This is a genomic window from Candidatus Stygibacter australis, assembly GCA_030765845.1.
GTDB classification, from domain to species: Bacteria; Cloacimonadota; Cloacimonadia; order Cloacimonadales; family TCS61; genus Stygibacter; species Stygibacter australis.
Map to the genome: position 1 here is coordinate 1 of JAVCDJ010000058.1, position 21,106 is coordinate 21,106.

Consider the following 21,106-nt stretch of genomic DNA (forward strand, 5'->3'; position numbering starts at 1 on the left):
TCTTATTTTTCAAAGCATTCAATTATCACCAAGGAAGTGTGAAATTATCACTCAATCAGATAGAACAATATTATGCTGGTGGGAGTGTGAAAATAACTGGCTTTCTTACCGGGTGCAGTATCTGGATGAGGAAGGAAATCCTCTGTTGCCGGATGGTGGCTTGGTGGTCATTTCCAAGGAAGTGCAATATAGTGAATTCAAGACCTTGATCATAGAAGATAACAGTATAATATTTTGTGAGATAGACCATAATTGGATGCGGTCAGACGAAAGCTGTAATCTTCATAAAATAGTCTTTGACGAGGAACCTTACCTGGCTTGGGGCGAAGATGGAATAGAATTATCTGAGGATAGAGGTATACATCCTGAGGCAATAAAAAGAGGCGAGGATAACTATTTTATCTATTGGGGAAATTCCAGTAATATAATGTGTGGTCAATTATTAGTTGATGGTGAATTCCAGCTTCCTGCAGATTATAGTCTGGGGGTAAATTACAATGAAATCATATCCGTAACAGGAAATTATTGTGTTTATAAAAGCCCCAGCTCCATAAATGTGATACATTGGTCTGAAAATCTGGATTGGGATTGGGAAGAGCCAGTCCTTCTTACTGCTCGCAGTTATTTTGATGGAGATTCTTTTGCCTTTCTCTCAGAGGGCAATCTGGTGATTTACTGGCTGAGTTATGAACGCGCGCAAATGACAGATTATTCCTGGCGGATAAAAAAGCAGGTAATAACTCCCGCGGGGGAAAAACTTCTTCCGCAATATGGAGACCAGGTTTATGATAATGGAGAAGATGAAATTAGAAAATTCTATTATTTAGAGGATACTGATCAGATATTATTATTATGTGGTTCTCGTATTGAATTCCGGATAAGATATATGAGCAAGGAGGGCATTGTCCAGAATGATGATTATATCTGTATCAGCGGTTTGGACGGAAGAACTATATGCGATATATATACTGAGAATGGTTATCTTCTGGTACAATCCATTTTCTTTGATGAAGAGACTTGCAGAATGCTGGGATTAGCAATATTTGATTTTGAAGGAAATAGTGTGGAAGGTCTGCCGGGAGTAGATATTGGCGTTCATAAAGACTATTATAATTTTGCAAATATAGTAGGTACAGAAGAGGGTATCTATTATATCTGGTGTGAATATCCAACTCAAAGCACTGAATATTCGGGTGATAAACTATATGCTCAGAAGCTTACTTTCAACCCTGCTCAGGAAAATGAAAGTGAAATAGATAAACCTTTTTATGATCTTACTGCCTATCCTAATCCATTCAATCCTCAAACAACTATTACTTTTTCATTATCAGAAACAAGTGATGTGAAGCTGTTTGTCTATAATATTAAAGGTCAGAAGGTAAAAACTCTTCTAAAAGATAAACTTGAATACGGAACGCATTCAGTGGTTTGGTCTGGTGATGATGAATTAGGAAGAAAAGCAAGTTCAGGAGTATATTTCTTCCAATTAAAAATTGATAGAAAAACTGAGAAAGTAAAAAAGTGTCTTTTATTGAAATAATGATCGGTCAATAAGGAGGTTAGAATGAAAAACTCAGTCAAAGGCATCATTATAATAGCTATACTATTATTATGGCAGTTATTAATGGGGCAGGAAGAATTGGAAGGAATTGTTACCTGGGCAGCAGGTGATAGTATCGATTTTAGATGTGAAAACCGTAATCCCGCAGGAAGTGATCTTAATAATGACGGATTTGATGACTTTCTGATGATCACAACTGGTGACTGGTTTAGGTGTTATCTGGGAGGATCACCGGTAAGCCCGGATTTCTGTTTTGAAGAGGAAGGACCATATTGCAGTGGAACAGCTTCCTGGGGTGGTGACTTAAATGGTGATGGTTACAAAGATATTGCCTGGTGGGGTAATGATCACTGGGGAGATAATGGCACCATTTATATCAGTATGGGCGGAGAAGAAATTGATCTAATACCGGAATTTATATTTGAGGAAGGTGATTATTCACCAACTACCTGGTATATTCAAGCCTTGAATGGGGGATATGATTTCAATGGAGATGGATATGATGATCTTCTGGCTTATGGAGAAATAGATATGGTATTTGATGGATTGATCCATATTTTTCTGGGGGCAGAAGAGTTCAGTATGGAAAATGATTATTATATTATGGGTGACATAGAAGAAAGATTTGGCTCGTTATTTGCCGTGGGAGATTTTAATGGTGACGGATATGATGATCTGGCTGCCAGCAGAAATATAGATACTACCGGGATTTATTGTCAACTGGAGATATATATGGGTGGAGAAGAGCTTGATATGGTGTGCGATTATATACTTCCTGACTCATTATATTGCGGTTATTTTGAAAGGCTTCCCACTGGTGATATCAATGATGACGGACGTGATGAACTGATCCTGTATAGTCAGGAGAGCATCTTTAAAACCTATAATATTAATTCTTCCGGTGAATTAGAGATCGAGGAATATAATATCGAATCAAATGAAGTTCGAATATTAGTAGCAGATATTAATGGTGACGGGGTCTCAGATCTGGTTTGCTGGAATGCAGAGAATGAGATTATTACTATATATTATGGTGGGGAAGAGATCAATTATAATTATGATGCCTATCTGCCTGTACCATTTATTCAATATTATCATGACTATACAAATTTCATGAGTAATATTGGAGATATAGATGGGGACGGTAAAGATGAACTGCTGGTTAACGATGGTGATGGAGCAGGAAGATTAGGAAATACGGCAACAGTATATAGTCTTCCTTCACATGAAGTAACACCGGATGAGATTCAAGAAGTTAGCGCTAAGCTGACAAATTACCCTAATCCCTTCAATCCTGAAACTACAATTCAATTTGAATTAGCACAGCCTGGCAGGGCAGATATCTCTATCTATAATCTCAAAGGACAATTAGTGAGAAAACTGACAGATAGAGTATTTATGGCAGGCAGACAGAAAGTTGTCTGGGATGGCAAAGATGATCAGGGCAGAGAATTATCAAGCGGGATATACTTCTATAAATTATCAAGTGAACAGGGGAATGAAAGCTGCCGGATGCTGATGATCAAATAAAAAAGATATAAGGCTTATCCTGCTGGCGATTTTTACAAGTGGGGCAAGTCTGCTTTCAATGCTAAAAATTTAAACTCTAATCCCAATAATAATATCAATTGATATATCCCAAGTCACATTTATTTCTAATTCAGAAGCATATTCCCACCATCCAGCCAACTGCACTCGAAACGACACCACAAAATAATGTAGTGTCGTTTCGAGTGCAGTTTCTTAGTTGCTGAGGATTGGGTGGCTGGATAATTTTATTAGATCAGGGATTTTTGTGAACGTAGTGGACGCAGTGAACAAGGTTAATTATGTTTACCGGGTTAACTGCGTTCACAGCAGAGATATTTTAACCTAATCTGAGCGATTCTGTTTTGTTTCAGATTGCTAATATCTGTAGCAGATTGAGTTCCGAAAAATTGCAGGAATACCTTAATGGTATTTCAAAATCTTTCGCAACTTCAAGATGCCAAAAAGATTAGAGATAAGAGCAAATGAGAATCGCTCAGGTTAGGTTTAAGTCTTTTCTGATCTTTTGCGGTCGAGATGATGAAGGACTTTTTTCCTCATGCGGATAGAATCAGGTGTGATTTCCAGAAGTTCATCATCACCAATATATTCTAATGCCTGCTCGAGCGAGAACTGGCGGGGTGGAATGAGTTTTATTGCATCATCGGAACCGGAAGCTCTTACATTAGTAAGTTTTTTTCCTCGGCAGACATTAATGACCAGGTCTTTTTCCTTGGCATTCTGACCTACGATCATTCCTGCATAAACCTTTGTTTGAGGTTCAATAAAGAGTACTCCACGAGGCTGGAAATTATTAAGAGAATAACCCATGGCAATACCTGCTTCCATAGCAATCAGGGAGCCATGTCCGCTTCCGGAGATATCACCTTTATAATATTCATATTCATAAAAGCTGTGATTGATGATTCCGGTGCCTCGAGTAATGGTCATGAATTCATTTCTGAATCCAATCAATCCTCGGGCAGGAACTTTAAATTCCAAACGAGAATAACCATCCTTAGCAGAAGCCATATTAATGAGTTCACCTTTACGTACACCCATCATTTCAATAACAGCTCCCACAAATTCTTCACTTACATCTACAATGGCGAGTTCTATGGGTTCAGTTCTTTTGCCATTAACTTCACGGAAGATGACCTTTGGTTTAGAAACCTGCAGTTCAAATCCTTCTCGACGCATATTTTCTATCAGGATAGAAAGCTGTAATTCACCACGCCCTTTAACGATGAAGCGGTCAGAATCTGTAGTTTTTTCCACAACCAGCGAGACATTGGTCTGCAGTTCTCTTTGCAATCTTGCATATATTTTACTGGAAGTGACTTTTTTTCCTGATTTACCAGCGAAAGGAGAAGTATTAACCAGGAATTCCATTGATAAGGTGGGCTCATCTATTTCGATAAGGGGGAGAGGCTCAGGATGTTCACGATCTGCCACTGTTTCTCCTACATCAACGCATTCCATACCTGCAAGTGAGACAATATCACCGGCATAGGCAGTTTTAACTTCTGTTTTAGTTAGTCCTACATAGGTGTAGATTTTGGAAATACGATAAAGAAGTCTTTCACCGTTTCTTTTAAGGAGGACAATTTCCTCACCTAAAGAAACTTTTCCGTTGTATATTTTACCCGTTCCCATTTTACCCAGGTAATTATCATAATTTATCGCTGAGACAAGGAACTGCAAGGGTCTTGACTTATCACCTTCAGTATCTTTAACATTTTTGATAATGCAATCAAGCAGAGGGAAGATATCTTCATTCTCATCTGCGAGTTCATCCATGGCAATGCCGAGTTTTGCCGAAGCATAGATAACCGGGAAATCAAGCTGCTGATCATTGGCATTTAATTCCAGAAAGAGATCAAAAACTTTTTCCAGAACATCTTCCGGTTTGCAATTAGGTCTATCAATTTTATTGATTACAACAATAGGGTTCAAGCCAAGTTCAAGGGATTTTTTGAGGACATACTTGGTTTGCGGCATTGGACCTTCATAGGCATCAACGAGCAGCAGGACGGCATCAACCATTTTCATGATGCGTTGAACTTCACCACCAAAATCTGCATGACCTGGAGTATCTACAATATTTATTTTATAATCTTTGTAAAACAGGGAGGCATTTTTGGAAAAGATCGTGATACCTCTTTCTCTTTCTATATCATTAGAATCCATTACCCTGTCAGTAAAAATATGGTGTTCACCAAATACCCCAGCCTGCCTCAGGGCAGCATCAATGAGCGTGGTTTTGCCATGATCGACATGTGCGATAATAGCAATGTTCTTTATTTTTTGCATTTATGTACCTTCTTAAACATCTATAAATTCCATGTTGGCCTTTATTTTAGGGTAGTGACATAGCGTCAAGATAAAGGGTGAAATATTTACTTTTTAATAAGTTATCTCTCAGGAATGTAAGAAATTTTAATCGAAATTCCAGCCTTTGATATTTTCATATCATGAGGAAGAAAATCATTGAAAGATAAGATTCTAGAAATATATCTTGACAATTGACAGATATTTTCTGGTGATAATTTATGAAGTCAGCAGAAATGGACAAAGGCATTGATGCTAAAATTTCTGCGGTAAAAAAATCTTACTGAGAATCTAAGGAAAAATTATGATTGGGAAGAAAGGATTAAAAATATCAGGTATTGTGCTCCTGGTTGCGTTATTATTCGGTTGTGCTCGGACAGTGACTTTCACTCATAGTATGCGTGAAAGGATCAACCTTCTGGATGATGATCTTAAAAAAGTACAGTTTTATGTATCAGAAAAGATAATCATCAAGCGGGAATTTGTAAACTGGTCATCTGAAATCAATCGAGAACATGATCTCAGGCAGGAGGGTGAGCATTTTCTGGAGACAGTGATCATCAATTCAGATACTCCGGGAATAGTAGTAGAGGCAAATGAAGATGAACTTCACGTGAGTTTTGAGCCTGACCCTAATTTTTATTTAGTATTCTGCCAGGGATGCAGTGGCGAGAAGAAGGATTCTGATTTATATACTTTATATAGTTACAAGATGAAAGGTAAAGAGATAGAGCCAGTAGAGGATACCAGATTATTTGATGGTGTGTCAAAAGATGCAAAATTCTATTTCACTGAATATGGTAATCAGGATTTCTTGATTGCTAATAATTCACATGGAGCTTATCTTAAACTAAAAGACAAAGTTGTTAAAAATATGATAAAGACAAAACGAGTCCTGCCAGGAAGTACAATAATAGATGATTAATTGAGCGAGAATTTATAAACTTTTAATTCCCTTGTTTCATAGAGAAAAACCTGATTATTTTTCAATGCCCAGGAGTCTGTAAGCCAGACCTTATCTGGTAAAAGAAATACATTTAATAAATTACCCTTTTTATCATATTGCCCGATGATGTTATGATATGAAATCTCAGTTTGAGTGGAATCAGCAGCAGCATGATCATTTGAAGAAGCAAGGATTAAAAATCCTTTCTGATAGGGCAGAGGTTTACCATAAAGAGTGTTTTTATATTTAAGAGGGAGTTTATCCACTTTTGTTCTTTTAGGTTTTCCGCTGTTATTAAAGAAAGTAATTTCATCTCTACCACTGAAACTAAGCACATATCCCCAATCCATAACGCAATAAGAATAATATTTATCCAGCACTGAGCCAAAACGCTTTTTCGCAAAATATTTATTAAGATCTACCTCAAGTGAGATATCTGAATCAACTACGGAATAAATACCTGCCTGATCGCTTCCAGGAAATACATCGATATAAAGCTGCTGATCATAATAACAGGTTTTCCAGGGGTAAATAAGCGCTATCTCTTCCACAAAAACACCATCAGGTGTGAGAATCTGCAGACGGTCATTATTATAGTCAGAAACAGCAATATTTCCCCATCCATCTTCATTTACTGAAAGGGGTCTATTGAACAAGCCGGGTTCTGTACCAGGCTGACCAAACTTCCTGATAAATGATAACGACTGGGTATCAAATACATTAATAACACAAGATTTTTGATCAACTACATATAATTCATTCCCAACAATATCAAGCTCTATGGGGAAAGAAAATGAATAATCACTACCCTGAGATATTAAAGTGTTCTGCATTTGTAAAATTACATTATCAGCAGCAGATAAAGAAAGACAGGAGAAGAGGAAAATACTGAGAGTTAAAAGAAAGCTTTTAATAAGTCATCTCCAATGATATTTACCAGATAAGATTCAACTTTTATTTTACTGATAATATCTTTAACAGCCTGTAATTCATGTCTGCAACCATCAAAAGCAAAGATAAGTCGTTCCACAGGGAGCTTTGTAAAGAAATCACCATTTAAACGAAACTCTTTGATAATGCCATTCTGGACATTTAACCTTATTTCAACTAATCCACCTTTGGTTTTTATGGTTTTTTCAAAATTGTAAGCAGGGGAGGTACCAAAATTCCAATCCCAAGTGGAATATTTAGAATCGGCAAGCTTTTGAATTTGCCGGATATCAGTATCGGTAAAGGGACAGCTTTCAGTTGTGGGATATGAAGAAGTGATAAATTTTATCAGTCCTTCTTCAAATTCTTTACCTGAAAGGGGGGTAGCGAGATGATCACTGATATTTGTAACTCTGCTTCTGATAGATTTCACTGCTTTATCTTTAAATTTAAGCGGATCACTTTTAAGAGCCTGGGAAAGGTCACTCATTTTAGCAGAAAAAAGCAGAGTACCATGTTGAAGAACTTTATTAGTGGTGTTCAATCTGGCATTTCCACTGAATTTCTTATCATCTATAACCAGATCATTCCTACCCTTTAATTCTGCATTCACGCCCAGCGAATTCAGATATTTAACAATCGGTTCAGTATATTTCTCAAAACCGGCTTCATTATTCTCATCCTTCTGGCATAAAAAAGAAAAATTGATATTTCCCAGATCATGGAAAACAGCTCCACCACCGGTTAGTCTGCGAACTACCTTGATCTGATTCTGCTCAATGTAATCAATATTAAGCTGAGCAAGTGTATTCTGAAATTTACCAACAATGATAGAAGGTGAGTTTATATACAGCATGAAAACATCTTCAGTGAAGTTATTTAGTATATATTCTTCAGAAGCAATATTAAAATATGGATCATTAGTGGGCGATTTGATAATGAGCATAATTTATTATCCTAGCAGAAATTCTATTATCTCTTCTTGAATAGTAACCGGATCAAGCCAGCAATATTGATAAACATCACTGCTTTTTCCGGAAACCGGATAGTTCTGAACGCCAAATGCTTTAAACTTAACTGCTAATTGCAATTTAACCAGCTCAGATTGTAAGCAACTGGCAAGTCCGGTATGGACATTATGATCTTCATAAGTGAAAATGCAGCCGGTAGCGGCAGCTTTTTGGATGACTTCAGAATTAATTTTCTGGGGTGTAGAGATATTCCAGACCTGGAGGTTAATATTCTGCTGACGCAATTTTTCTGCTACCAGGAGAGCATTATTTGTGAGCGTACCCATCACAAAAAGAGCAGCAGTATCTCCATCGCGTAATAAATCCGCTTTGCCATATTCAAATTTATAATCATCATCATAGAAAATATTGCCATCTTCTGTACGGATAATATCGAGCTTTGACCTGCCCATGGGAACCAGGTAATTACCGTCTTTTGCTGCCAGCCAGCGGATAATATGATCCGTCTGATTAGGGTCAGCAGGGATCAGGCACTTGAAATTGAACATATTGCGCACCTGTCCCAGATAGTCCACACACTGATGGGTTTTGCCATCTTCACCCACATCCAATCCCACATGAGTGAGAATTATCTTAAGATTTGTTTCATTAATATCATTCAATCTATGCTGATTATATGTTTCATCAATGCCAAACACGCCAAAATCGCTGAAGAAGGTTTGGAATCCGCATTTGGAAAAGGCACCGGCACAGGTCGCTGTATGATGCTCCATTATTCCACTCTGGAAGAAATTAGCCGGGAATTTATCCATGAAGCCTTTAGTCTTCACGCTGCCTGCCAGGTCACAATCAAAAACCCCTATCGGAAGATGATCATCCTGTGAATTTAACTGGGCAATATCGATAAGGGCATTGCCCCAGGCACTTCTATTATCGGTTTTCTGTTCATAATTAATATGTTTACCAGTATTAATAGCAAGATCAGGTTTATTTTCTTCTACGATTGAGCATCTGCCGGAAGTGAATTCCTGACGCAAGGCTCTGAGTCTGTCAAGATCATCTGGTTGACCTAGTTCAGCTAAAGCAGAGATGAGATCAATTCCATTTTCAGATTGATATGGCAATGTCTGTCCATGCCACTTCTCATTATTTTCCATAAAACTGACACCTTTACCCATTATCGTGTTTGCCAGGATAAGAGTAGGACATTCACTATTTCTGGAATAATGAATAGCAGATAATATCTGATGATAGTCATGACCATTAATCTCTATTACTTCCCAGTTATCAGCCAAAAATTCTTCCTTGATATTCTGAGGCATCACCCTATGGCATTTACCGGAGATTTGCAGTTTATTGTAATCGATAAAGGCTGTAAGATTATTAAGCTGGAACTTACTGGCAAATCTACGAGCTTCACTTAGCTGACCTTTTTGCTGTTCACCATCTCCCATCAGTACATATACGTGATTATTATATTTCTTTAATCTACCGCCAAGAGCAAAGCCGCATCCGGCAGAAAGCCCTTGTCCCAGGTTTCCACTTGCCCATTCGATCCCGGGAACGCAGGGTTCCACGTGACCTTCATATATACTGCCAGCTAAGCGGAATTCAGAAACCATCTGATCAAGATCAAAGTAGCCATTTAAACTTAATGCTGAATAAGCAGCGGGGGAGACGTGACCATGAGAGATGATAATCTTATCTCTATCTTCTTGTTGTGGGTTTTGCGGATCGTGGTTAATGATAGTATATAAAGAAAGCAGAAGATCAATAGTGGATAGTGAGCCGCCAGGATGACCACTGCCGGCTAAGGACGTCATTTTGAGGATTGACCCACGGGCTATCAGTGATTGAGCTTTAAGATTATTTAATGTCTCCTGATCAATCAGATGAGCATATTTTTGCTCTATTGCCTTAATATCTGGCATTATAACTCCTATTATTTATTGATTAATTATGCTTTGAGCAGTTTTCTTATCATCCTCATAGGTGAAATGACTGATAATTCTAAAAGAATTATCCTTATCTACTACTTTGGGGTAAGTTATCCGTAAGCAGGCAAGTTTATGTTCTGCAGATGTAAAGATATCTAATAATTGCTCGATCTGGATTACACTGAAATAATGAGAATTTGCTGCAGTCCGCACATAAAGTAACTGATCCTCAGCAAAATCCTCATTTTCGATAGTGGCAACCAGTTGACTAAATGATAAAGAGTTCATTGGCTCATGAGCAGTAAAAGACTGAATGCTTTGAGTAGCTGGCTCAGTAACAACTATATTAGATTGGGGTTCAGGAGTCTGAGGATTATCAAATCCTGAGATATTCATATTAACATTCACGCTTTGAGTTGATTCAGTTGTTGTTTTCAACTGAGTATTAGTCTCTGTTTTTGCTTCTGATTTACCATTTATCATATCTCGTATTTCTTCTATAAGCATACTTGCTTCCAGATATTGTCTTTTGGGTAATTGAGTTAGATATTCTTCCTCTAAAGATTTGAGCTTTTGAAGAATTGCTTTATTACGCGAATCTGAAGCCATGGAAGAAGGATTGTTACCTTCTATTTTTGCTGAAAGCCCGGTACTCGCTGACTGGTCTTGTGCAAACACCGTAAGTACGCTTAATAATATAAGTACAATAAGATATCTTCTCATTGTTCCTCCAAATCTTATTTTTATATTGCAAAAATCTATTACTACCACACATTGTCAAGAATTTCAAAAACCATTTTTCCCCCTGAAATTAAATTATTTTCTACAACCAAGTGCATGTACACCGCAGAATATTTCCAGGTCGGGCGCAAACACGACAAACACCTCCCAACTAAGTCAGTCCCGATACATCGGGATGAACGGTACTCCGGGCAAGAGTTATGGACGACGGAGTGACTTCACGACTGCGCGACTTCAGGACTGCATGAATTCAAGACTGATAGACTGAAAGACTGCACGACTACAGGACCGTAAGACTGTGAGACTGAGGGACGGAGAGATTGAGTGACTTAAAAACAGGTAGCAAGTTAGATAGTTAGAATGATTGAGTGACAGGAAATTAAAAATTGTTCGCGTTTGTTCGCGGCTAAAAAATCTTCACATTTAATTCTCGTCTTATACTTCTTAAGCTCGTTTTGTTCGTAATTGTTCGTTGCTTAAACTCTTACATTACATTTTTTCGTGTCATTTCGTGGTTTTCGTGGTCAAAAAAGTCTTACATTACATTATCCGTGTTCATCCGTGCAATCCGTGGCTAAAAAATTCTTACATTCAATTCTCCCTCACTCAATCCATAAAAACCCATGCCGCACACGGACAAACACGAAAAAAAAAATGAGGGTGTGAAGATGAGAGGGTGTGATTAGGCTCAGGGGCAGACCAATGTATCTGCCCTGAATCTTCTGTTTATATATTATCTAAAGAGGGCAGACACGTGGGTCTGCCCCTACCAGTTGTTCAATCAAACATTGAGAGGATAAATAAAGTATTTGACAGCAAATTAATTAAATAGGAAAGTTTGTAACATAGGAGTATACAATGAAAAGAACAGGATCCGTATTGATGTTAATCACATTATTGTTGCCCGTAATGCTTATGTCTGTAGAATATAATTTAAATAATTATCAGGAGCCGGATAATTTTGAACATGGTTTAAATTTCGGCTTATATAACGAAGGATATGTAAATAGTAAAGAACATGAAGATAGATTATATCATTCTTCTAATATTTCAGCGGACTATTTTGCGAGGAAATACAGCAGGCAAAGTATTCTCAATATATCCTTATTTACGGATTTGGATTATGAAATATATTCTGTAAATACAACTGATAGTCTGCAATATGATGCCGATACTCCTCGATTTAATTCACATTTTGAGATTGGTGCTGAGCTTCGACAATATTTATATAAAGACTTATTTTTCAATATAGATACATATTGTTATGCACATAATTCCTATTCAGATCGCGATTCAAAAAGTGCAGAATATAATTCAACAGGTAACGGGAAAGGATATTTCTATACAGAATCTGCTGAGATTGGATTAGGATATGGAAGGGTAGAAGATGTGAGCAAAGCCTGTCAGGCAGTGGAGATATTATCTGAGCTTGAGAAAGCTGGACTATTGGCAAGGGAAGTAAATAAAGAAGATATCGAAAGCCTGGCAGATCGGCTGGTGCAATTGACAACTTTACGTCTATTTGACAGCCGTCTGGTCAACATGGAAAAAGTCCGTCAGATAAACAGTGAGCTTTTTGAGCAGGGATTATTATCAGGAGATAATATTGAAAGCTTTGTGATAATTATGGATTTATATGATCTGGGCACAGTTTTTAGTCGCAAGAGTGGCTGGGATATATATCCTGAATTCGGAATTGACAACACAGATGGTTATAGTGAAGGTTATTTTGAAAAAGTGTACATAGATACTATTCACAGTGATTATACTCGAGACTCTGAAAGTAATAATGGATCAAGGACATATCAACCGGGATTGAGTTTTAATTATTATCAGGTATTAAGCAGTAAATGGCAATTGGAAGCGAGTGGAAATTATGGCTATTTCTGGAGTGAATATGATAATGAAGAGCTTGAAATACGGCGGTCTGAAACATCCCCTGATTCCACCTGGGAAAAAAGAGAATATGATAAAGAAGGCTATAGTGTGGAATTGAATTTGGAGTTAAGCTGGTATCCGGATACTCGAACAGAATTCTGGTCTCGATTGAATTATGACATTTCTGATAGTGATTATGATGAGGTATTTCAGAGCGATGACGAAACAGAAAACTACACAAAGAGTTACAGTGAGTTTGAAAGGGTTTATTATATCTCGGCTGGGATAAACTATTATTTTTCGCCTAAGTTGAATTTACTATTCAAGTTATCATATAGAGGTGATAATGATGAAAGTTTTTACACTTATAATAGCAGATTCAAGTACGATCTTAGAGTGAGGTATTATCTGTTTTAGATGAAATATCTGATCAACAGAGTAAATGATCAAGCATCTCTTAGACCTTAAACTGCTGTGCATTTGCTCAAAGAACTGTTAGGGGGCAGACCAACCAGTCTGCCCTGACTTTAAAGTTATAATCTTATCAAAAGAGGGCAGACAAGTGGGTCTGCCCCTACCAGTTGTTCAATCAAACATTAAGAGGGAAAATAAAATATTTGACAGCAAAATAATTAAATAGGAAAGTTTGTATCATAGGAGTATACAATGAAAAGAACAGGAACCGTATTGATGTTAATCACATTATTGTTGCCCGTAATGCTTATGTCTGTAGAATATAATTTAAATAATTATCAGGAGCCTGATAATTTTAATCATGGTTTGTATTTCCACTTGAGTAACGATGGAAGTATTTATACCAGAAATGACGTAGAAAATTCAAATCAAAATGCAGATCTTTTTGTGAACTATTTTGCCAGGCAATACAGCAGGAATAATATCCTGGATATATTTTTTACATCGGAATTAAGGTATGATAATTTATCATCTACTACAAAAGATAGTCTGCATATTGAAAGGGATGCTCCTCAATTTAATTCATATTTTATGATTGATGCTGAGCTTCGCCATTATTTGTACAATGACTGGTTTATCAATATAGAGGCATTTTGTTATGCGCATAATTCTCTTTCAGATTCAGATACAAAGAAGATAGAATATCATTCAACAGATTATAGGGAAAGTTATAGCTATAGTGAATCCGGAGTGATTGGATTAGGCTATGGGCGGGTAGAAAATGTGAGCAAAGCCTATCAAGCGAGGGAGATATTATCTGAGCTGGAGAAAGCTGGACTATTGGCAAGAGCAGTAAATAAAGAGGATATTGAAAGCCTGGCAGACCGACTGGTGCAATTGACAACTTTGCGTCTATTTAATTACCGTCTGATCAACATGGAAAAAGTGCGTCAGATAAACAGGGAGCTTATTGCGCAGGGATTATTATCAGGAGATGAAATTGAAAGCTTTGTAATCATAATGGATTTATATAATATGGGTTCAGTTTTTATTCGCAAGAGTGGCTGGGATATATATCCTGAATTCATAATTGACAACTCAGATGGTTATAGTGAAACTTGTTATGAAAAAGTGTACTCAGATACTATTTACAATGATTATACTCGAAACTCTGAATGTAATAATGGCTTAAGGTCATATCAACCGGGATTGAGTTTTCATTATTATCAGGTATTAAGCAGCAAATGGCAATTAGAAGCGAGTGGCAGTTACGGCTATTTCTGGAGTGAGGAAGATTCTAAATATACTAATATATACCATTATGAAACACACTCTGATTCCTTCTGGGAAACAAGAGAATATGATATAGAAGGCTACAGAGTGGGATTGAATTTGGAGTTAAGCTGGTATCCGGATACTCGAACTAAATTCTGGTCCAGTATTGATTATGATATTTCTGATAGCGATAATGATATTACATACCAGAACCTTGACGAAACAGATAACTACACAAAAAGTTACAGCGAGTTTGAAAGGGTTTATTATATCTCGACAGGAATTGACTATTATTTCTCACCTAAGTTGTATTTTCAATTCAAATCAACATATGGTGATGATAATGGTGGAAGTATTTTCGATTACAAGGACAGATTTACCTACAAAATGAGCGTGTTATATTATCTGTTTTAGATAAAATTGCTGATCAATAGCTTTGCTTAGTTGCCAGGCTCTGGTAGGGGCAGACCCATGTGTCTGCCCCTACCAGTTGTTCAAACAAACATTGAGATGCAAGTAAATAATGATTTGACAGTTTTATGAGCTTATAATAAAAATAAGACAAAGAAATCAATAATGGAGGATAAATGCATAGGATCATCAAAGTAGCATTAGGTATAATATTACTCATAATAATTAGTAGTTGTGATCTGGGTAAGGGAAATAGTATTGATAAAATGATTGATAAAGGTGAGTATCAAAAAGCCAGAAAGAAATTAACTGGAATTCTTGCCGTCTCTCCCCGTGATAGTGAGAGTAGTATATTGCTGGCTAAAACCTATAGAAAGGAATATTATCCCACCTGGAATATAAGAAAATATCGTTCACCTCTGGAATCAGAATGGACACTATTCCCGGCGCAGAGCATGAATGATCTGAAGCAGTATCAAGATATTGTTCATGCTCTTAATAAACGCGGGATCTGGAATGAGGATCTTGAAATAGAGAATTATTTCCTGCTAACTTATCATTATTTCCAGATGAAATATCTATTAGATAGGGATGCAGAAGAGGAATTTAAAAAGCAAATTTCCGTATTAATTAATGGTGAAGGAGAACTTGCAGATAATGCAACACTCTGGGATATATATTCTGATAATAATTACAGTATGGATTTTGATCCTGATCAGTTAAAAATATTATTTGAGAAATATCCCAATACCGAATTGGCAGGTTTAGAAGTATTAAGTAAGATTTTCGGTAAATCAGTAAGAATAGATAAACCTGAGACTTCAACTGAAATAGTGAGAATCAAATATTTTATGAGAAACTATCCAGAATTTGCCTTGTATGCAGACAGTCTTTTTATCTATAAATTTATTGATGATGAAGTGGAGAATGCCCATAATGGAAAACTCAAGGGTTCTAATATAGATCTGGAAAACTATCTGATCAAGTTACTGGCAGAAAGTATCAGTGTCAAAATCAACAGATACATTCTCAGAACACAGGCATATTTGACGATAGAATCAGGAAATATTGAAACAGGATTATCTGCCTTAAACAGGCTGGCAAATCAGGAACAGAATAGATATGATAGAGAAAAACTTGTTAGAGACTCAGGAGCACTGGCTTTCAGAAATGGGCGATATGGACTGACAATCAGCAGTTTAAGACAGATAGAAGGATTAGGGATCAAGTGGCAGAAGATGCTCTGGGAATCATATATCAAGATGGATAATGAGTATGAAGCTGATATTCTGTTTGAAAAGATCAAAGATGATCTAACGTATTCAGGTCTGGTGAGATTTAAAAAAATAAAATATAATTATAATCTGGGCAAATTGAAATTATCAGAATTAAATCTGGTACAAGGAAACAGTAGTGTTACAATTGAGGGCATAGTTACAAATTCTACTCAGAAATTATATAAAGGAATAACTGTCAGATTAAATCTATCTGATGCCAAAGGGAAGAACCTGCAATCAAAAACCCTTGAGATCTCGGAATTGTATCCAGAAACTGAGGAAAAATTCAATGAATTTATTGATTATAAGGCTAGTGATGGAGAAATTAAATATTCGGGAGAAATTACTGGTTACAAAAGTATTGAATAGATTTGAGATATTCTGAAATTCTCTGACAAAATAAAGTATTTGACCAATCTTTAGGAGTTTTGAGTTTTGTACCAAAATTAACAGGAGTGATAATGATGGAAAAAGAGAAAACTCAGTTCATAAGATTTTCATTAATCAGGATCATGCCTGTTTTGCTCCCCTGAGGGGGAATAGAATACAACCTATTTAATTAGATAAAAATACAAATACAGGAGAAATATAGATGGAATACCCATTTGAACAGATAGAGAAGAAGTGGCAGAATATCTGGCTGAAAAAGAAGATATTTAATGCCTCTAATGACATTGAGAAGGAATCTTACTACGTGTTAAGCATGTTTCCCTATCCGAGTGGAGCTTTACATATGGGGCATGTGAGTAATTATTCCATAGGTGATGCAATCACAAGATATAAACTGATGCAGGGATATAATGTGATGCAGCCTATGGGTTATGATGCCTTTGGTATGCCAGCAGAAAATTATGCTATAATGCACAATTCCCATCCCAAAATCACAACAGAAGAAAACATCAATATTATGCGTGGACAATTTAATTCCATGGGATTTGGTTTGGACTGGGATAGAGAAGTAAGCACCTGTCGTCCGGATTATTACCGCTGGGGACAGTGGTTTTTCAAAAGACTTTATGAAAAAGGACTGGCATATAAAAAGAAATCATTTGTGAACTGGTGTGAAGATTGCCAGACTGTGCTTGCCAATGAGCAGGTGGAAGATGGTAATTGCTGGCGCTGCGGGAAAGTAGTAAGGCAGAAGGAACTGGAGCAGTGGTTCTTTAAAATCACTGATTATGCGGAAGAACTGCTTGATTTCAGTGGAGTGGAAGAATGGCCGGAAAGAGTAATTACAATGCAGAAAAACTGGATAGGAAGAAGTGAAGGAACAAAAATAGATTTTAATCTGGAAGAAACAGATGAGACTTTGTCCGTGTTCACTACCCGTCCGGATACAATATTTGGCTGCACATTTATGGCATTGCCGCCGGAGCATCCGCTGGTATCCAGATGGCTGCAGGAAGATGCGAGTCAGGAGATGCGGGATTTCTGTGAAGAGGTGATGAATGAAGATAAGATCATGCGAACTGCTGAAGATACAACCAAGAAGGGTATTTACAGTGGCAGAGTCTGCATCAATCCTGTTAATGGGGAAAAAGTGCAGATCTGGATCACAAATTACGTGCTGATGGATTATGGTACCGGCGCCGTCATGGCAGTACCTGCTCATGACCAGCGAGATTTTGAATTTGCCCGGAAATATGACATTCCCATGAAGATAGTAATTCAGAATGAAGATAAAAGTCTGGTTCTGGAAGAAATGCAGGAAGCATATATAGAACCTGGAATACTGGTAAATTCAGGACAGTTTGACGGTATGGACAGCGGCGAAAGCAAGTCAGCAATTTCAGAATGGATGGCAGAAAATAAGATGGGTGATACCACGATCACTTACAGACTAAGGGATTGGGGAGTAAGTCGTCAAAGGTATTGGGGAAATCCCATACCTGTAATATATTGTGATAAATGCGGAGAAGTATTAGTCCCAGATGAAGACTTACCCATATTGCTGCCAGATAATGTTCAATTAGGTAAAACAACCAGCAATCCACTTTTGAGTGTGGATGAATGGGTTCATACAACCTGTCCCAAATGTGGAGGATCAGCTAAGCGGGAAACTGATACAATGGATACTTTCGTAGATAGCTCATGGTATTTTGCGCGTTATGCAGATTCTACCAATGATAAGATACCATTCAGCAAAAAGGCAGCAGATATGTGGCTGCCGGTGGATCAGTATATAGGCGGTATTGAGCATGCCTGTATGCATCTATTATATGCCAGATTCTTCCATAAATTTATGCGTGATATCGGGATGGTAAGTTGTGATGAGCCCTTTGCAAGATTACTCACACAGGGTATGGTGACTAAAGATGGAGCCAAAATGTCTAAGAGCAAGGGGAATGTAGTAGATCCTCAATATATCATTGATCGTTTTGGTTCTGATACAGTGAGGATGTTTATGCTATTCAGTTCACCACCTGAGAAGGATTCAGAGTGGAGTGATACTGGAGTAAAGGGTGCTTTCAGGTTTTTGAATCGTGTCTGGAGGATATTTGATGATTATCTGGATTTGATCAAAAGTGCTTCTTCAGCTTATAATGATGATAATTTATCAGAAGAAGTAAAAAAGCTGCGTTTCAGTACACACCACATGGTGTGGAAAGTCTTGCATGATATAGAAGACAGGCTGCAATTCAATACGGCTATAGCAGCCATCATGGAGCATTTGAACAATGTTTATGGTATAGGAAATCCAGATGAGCTGAATTCTGATGAACAGAGTGTGTTTGCTGAAGCCTGCATGAAAATACCTCAGGCAATGTATTGCTTTGCTCCTCATATTAGTGAGGAATTGTGGGAGTTAACCGGGAATACAAGCTTATTACATGAAGCCGGATTACCTGTATTTAATAAAGAATACCTGGTACAGGAAGAAACCACCTATGTGATCCAGATAATGGGAAAAATTCGTGGTAAGATTGTTGTACCTTCAAATACCAGTCAAGAGGAAGTAAAAAAAGCAGCCTTGGAAAATGAGAATGTTGTGAAGCATCTGGAAGGGAAGAGTATAAAGAAGATCATCGTTGTTCCTAATAAATTGGTATCAATAGTTGCTAAATAATATACCAACGGGCAAGTCTTATACCCATAAGGCTTGCCCTGATAATACCTATGAGTAAAGACTTAAGTAAAACAAGTTCATATTATTATGACCTTCCTTCAGAGCTGATAGCACAGTATCCGCTGGAAAAGAGAAGTGAATCCCGTCTGCTGGTTGTAGATAAAACTACTGGCAGAATAGAGCATCATATTTTTCAGGAAATTGGGAATTATCTGAGAGCTGGTGATGTGCTGGTAGTGAATACAACCCGAGTAATACCAGCAAGACTATTTGGTAAAAAAGATACAGGTGCGGATGTAGAGATATTTCTGCTTAATCAGCAGGAAGATCAGGTTTGGGAATGTCTTGTGAAACCAGGGCGACGCTTGAAACCCGGGGCAAAGGTGATGATAAGTGATGCACTTCAGGCAGAAGTACTTTCCTATGGGGAAGAAGGTTCCAGAATAATAAAATTCCACTATCAAGGTGATTTTTTTAAAATTTTGCAAAACGAAGGAAAAGTACCTTTACCTCCATATATAACCAGGGAAGCAACAGAAAGAGATAAACTTACCTATCAGACAGTGTATGCCGATAACCCAGGATCAGTAGCTGCACCTACAGCAGGACTGCATTTCACAAATCAGTTACTTGCTGACCTAAAACAAAAGGGCGTGATAATCACAGAGGTAGATCTAAATGTGGGGCTTGGAACATTTCGGCCAGTGAAAAATGATAGTATTAAGGACCATAATATGCATAGAGAATATTGCATTATCAGAGACTCTACTGCAAAAACAATTAATCAGGCAAAAGAAGAAGGAAGACGGATAATCAGTGTTGGAACAACATCTACCAGAACTCTGGAGAGTTTTGCTGATCACGGAATCGTATCAAGTGGATCTCACTACACAGATATATTTATCTATCCGGGTGGACGAAATATCCAGGTTATTGATGGTTTAATAACTAATTTCCATTTACCTGAATCCACTTTATTAATGCTTGTAAGTGCATTTGCCGGATATGAAAACATCATGAAAGCTTATGCAGCAGCTATTGAAAACAAATACCGTTTTTTTAGCTATGGCGATGCTATGTTGATTATCTGATATGAATAATTTCACTCATCCCTTTTTAGACCATTATCTTCATTACAATTATATTTCCAGCACAATGGAAAAAGCCGAAGAATTAGTTGAAAGCAGCAATTTCTCGGGAAACTTTCTGATTACTGCAGATAAACAGGGTAATGGAATCGGACGTAAAGGGAATTACTGGTATTCTCCATCAGGAGGGCTTTGGTTCACACTGGGGATATATGGTTTCACATTTAAATCAAACTTTACACTTTTCTGCGGATTACAGCTCTTGAAAACTCTTGAATCATTAATCAGCAATCCGTTAATGAAACTGGCGATAAAATGGCCTAATGATCTATATATGAATAATAAGAAACTGGCGGGAATAATAGTGAAATACCTTCCGAGAAGTAATTACTATCTTGCTGGAATTGGATTGAATACCAATATTGATAAATTCCCTGCCGAATTGGAATCTATTGCAACTTCATTGAAAATCGAAACCAGCAGAATCTTTAGTTCAACTGATATTATTACGGAGTTTCTAAATACTCTTAGTGCAGAGCTTCCAGAATATCTAAGTGAGTACAAATTGGATGAAAAATATTATATGAGCCATGACCTTTTAAGGGATCATCAGCTTAAAATAAGTACAGAATTTGCTGAATATTCAGGACAGTATTTAGGGATTTCTCCTGTAGGAGCAATTTTGCTTAAATTGCCCAATGGTGCTATTCAACCCTTTTATGCTGGAGAAATAACTATAACCTCTCGATAAT

At 37.3% G+C, this 21,106-nt stretch carries 14 protein-coding genes; 9 read left to right on the plus strand and 5 right to left on the minus strand.

From position 1 onward, the window contains the following. Both RAO94_03555 and RAO94_03560 read left to right on the plus strand, forming a co-directional pair. Window positions 1–1,540, plus strand: a 1,540-nt coding sequence (locus RAO94_03555; GenBank protein MDP8321409.1) for a T9SS type A sorting domain-containing protein, incomplete at its 5' end; no start/stop codon positions are given. 24 nt (window positions 1,541–1,564) lie between these two features. Further along, the gene (locus RAO94_03560) at window positions 1,565–3,091 is read left to right on the plus strand and encodes a T9SS type A sorting domain-containing protein (protein ID MDP8321410.1); all 1,527 of its coding nucleotides are present in this window, start codon (window positions 1,565–1,567) and stop codon (window positions 3,089–3,091) included. Between the two features lie 504 nt (window positions 3,092–3,595). Here RAO94_03560 and typA read toward each other — a convergent pair. Then, window positions 3,596–5,401 (minus strand): translational GTPase TypA, encoded by a 1,806-nt coding sequence (gene typA, locus RAO94_03565; protein MDP8321411.1) that lies wholly within the window; start codon window positions 5,399–5,401, stop codon window positions 3,596–3,598. Window positions 5,402–5,723: 322 nt separating this feature from the next. Here typA and RAO94_03570 point away from each other — a divergent pair, with 322 nt between their 5' ends. After that, window positions 5,724–6,344 carry a hypothetical protein gene (locus RAO94_03570; GenBank protein ID MDP8321412.1) on the plus strand — a complete coding sequence of 207 codons (621 nt, stop codon included), beginning with the start codon at window positions 5,724–5,726 and terminating at the stop codon, window positions 6,342–6,344. On the opposite strand, the gene RAO94_03575 is transcribed toward RAO94_03570, so the two are convergent. The 4 genes from RAO94_03575 to RAO94_03590 all read right to left on the minus strand — a co-directional run bounded on the left by RAO94_03575 (window position 6,341) and on the right by RAO94_03590 (window position 10,926). Beyond that, window positions 6,341–7,198, minus strand: coding sequence for a hypothetical protein (locus RAO94_03575; protein ID MDP8321413.1), 858 nt, complete (start codon window positions 7,196–7,198; stop codon window positions 6,341–6,343). The genes RAO94_03570 and RAO94_03575 overlap by 4 nt on opposite strands. A 62-nt stretch (window positions 7,199–7,260) precedes the next feature. Beyond that, the gene (locus RAO94_03580; GenBank protein ID MDP8321414.1) at window positions 7,261–8,241 is read right to left on the minus strand and encodes a lipoate--protein ligase; all 981 of its coding nucleotides are present in this window, start codon (window positions 8,239–8,241) and stop codon (window positions 7,261–7,263) included. A 6-nt stretch (window positions 8,242–8,247) separates the two neighbouring features. Beyond that, window positions 8,248–10,197: a transketolase gene (locus RAO94_03585; GenBank protein ID MDP8321415.1), complete on the minus strand. Its 1,950-nt coding sequence runs from the start codon at window positions 10,195–10,197 to the stop codon at window positions 8,248–8,250. A gap of 15 nt (window positions 10,198–10,212) precedes the next feature. Continuing rightward, window positions 10,213–10,926 (minus strand): DUF4476 domain-containing protein, encoded by a 714-nt coding sequence (locus tag RAO94_03590; protein MDP8321416.1) that lies wholly within the window; start codon window positions 10,924–10,926, stop codon window positions 10,213–10,215. Between the two features lie 876 nt (window positions 10,927–11,802). Between RAO94_03590 and RAO94_03595 the strand changes: the two genes are divergently transcribed. The 6 genes from RAO94_03595 to RAO94_03620 all read left to right on the plus strand — a co-directional run bounded on the left by RAO94_03595 (window position 11,803) and on the right by RAO94_03620 (window position 21,105). Then, window positions 11,803–13,239, plus strand: coding sequence for a hypothetical protein (locus RAO94_03595; protein MDP8321417.1), 1,437 nt, complete (start codon window positions 11,803–11,805; stop codon window positions 13,237–13,239). A gap of 249 nt (window positions 13,240–13,488) precedes the next feature. Further along, entirely contained in the window at window positions 13,489–14,925 is a 1,437-nt protein-coding gene (locus tag RAO94_03600) for a hypothetical protein (protein ID MDP8321418.1), read from the plus strand. 173 nt (window positions 14,926–15,098) lie between these two features. After that, complete coding sequence (locus tag RAO94_03605; GenBank protein ID MDP8321419.1) at window positions 15,099–16,568, plus strand: FxLYD domain-containing protein; 1,470 nt, start codon at window positions 15,099–15,101, stop codon at window positions 16,566–16,568. Window positions 16,569–16,791: 223 nt separating this feature from the next. Beyond that, on the plus strand, window positions 16,792–19,266 hold the full coding sequence (gene leuS, locus RAO94_03610) for a leucine--tRNA ligase (GenBank protein MDP8321420.1): 2,475 nt from the start codon (window positions 16,792–16,794) through the stop codon (window positions 19,264–19,266). A 50-nt stretch (window positions 19,267–19,316) separates the two neighbouring features. Further along, on the plus strand, window positions 19,317–20,357 hold the full coding sequence (gene queA / locus RAO94_03615; GenBank protein MDP8321421.1) for a tRNA preQ1(34) S-adenosylmethionine ribosyltransferase-isomerase QueA: 1,041 nt from the start codon (window positions 19,317–19,319) through the stop codon (window positions 20,355–20,357). 1 nt (window position 20,358) lies between these two features. Then, window positions 20,359–21,105, plus strand: a complete 747-nt coding sequence (locus tag RAO94_03620; GenBank protein MDP8321422.1) for a biotin--[acetyl-CoA-carboxylase] ligase — start codon at window positions 20,359–20,361, stop codon at window positions 21,103–21,105. Window position 21,106 lies beyond the last annotated feature (1 nt).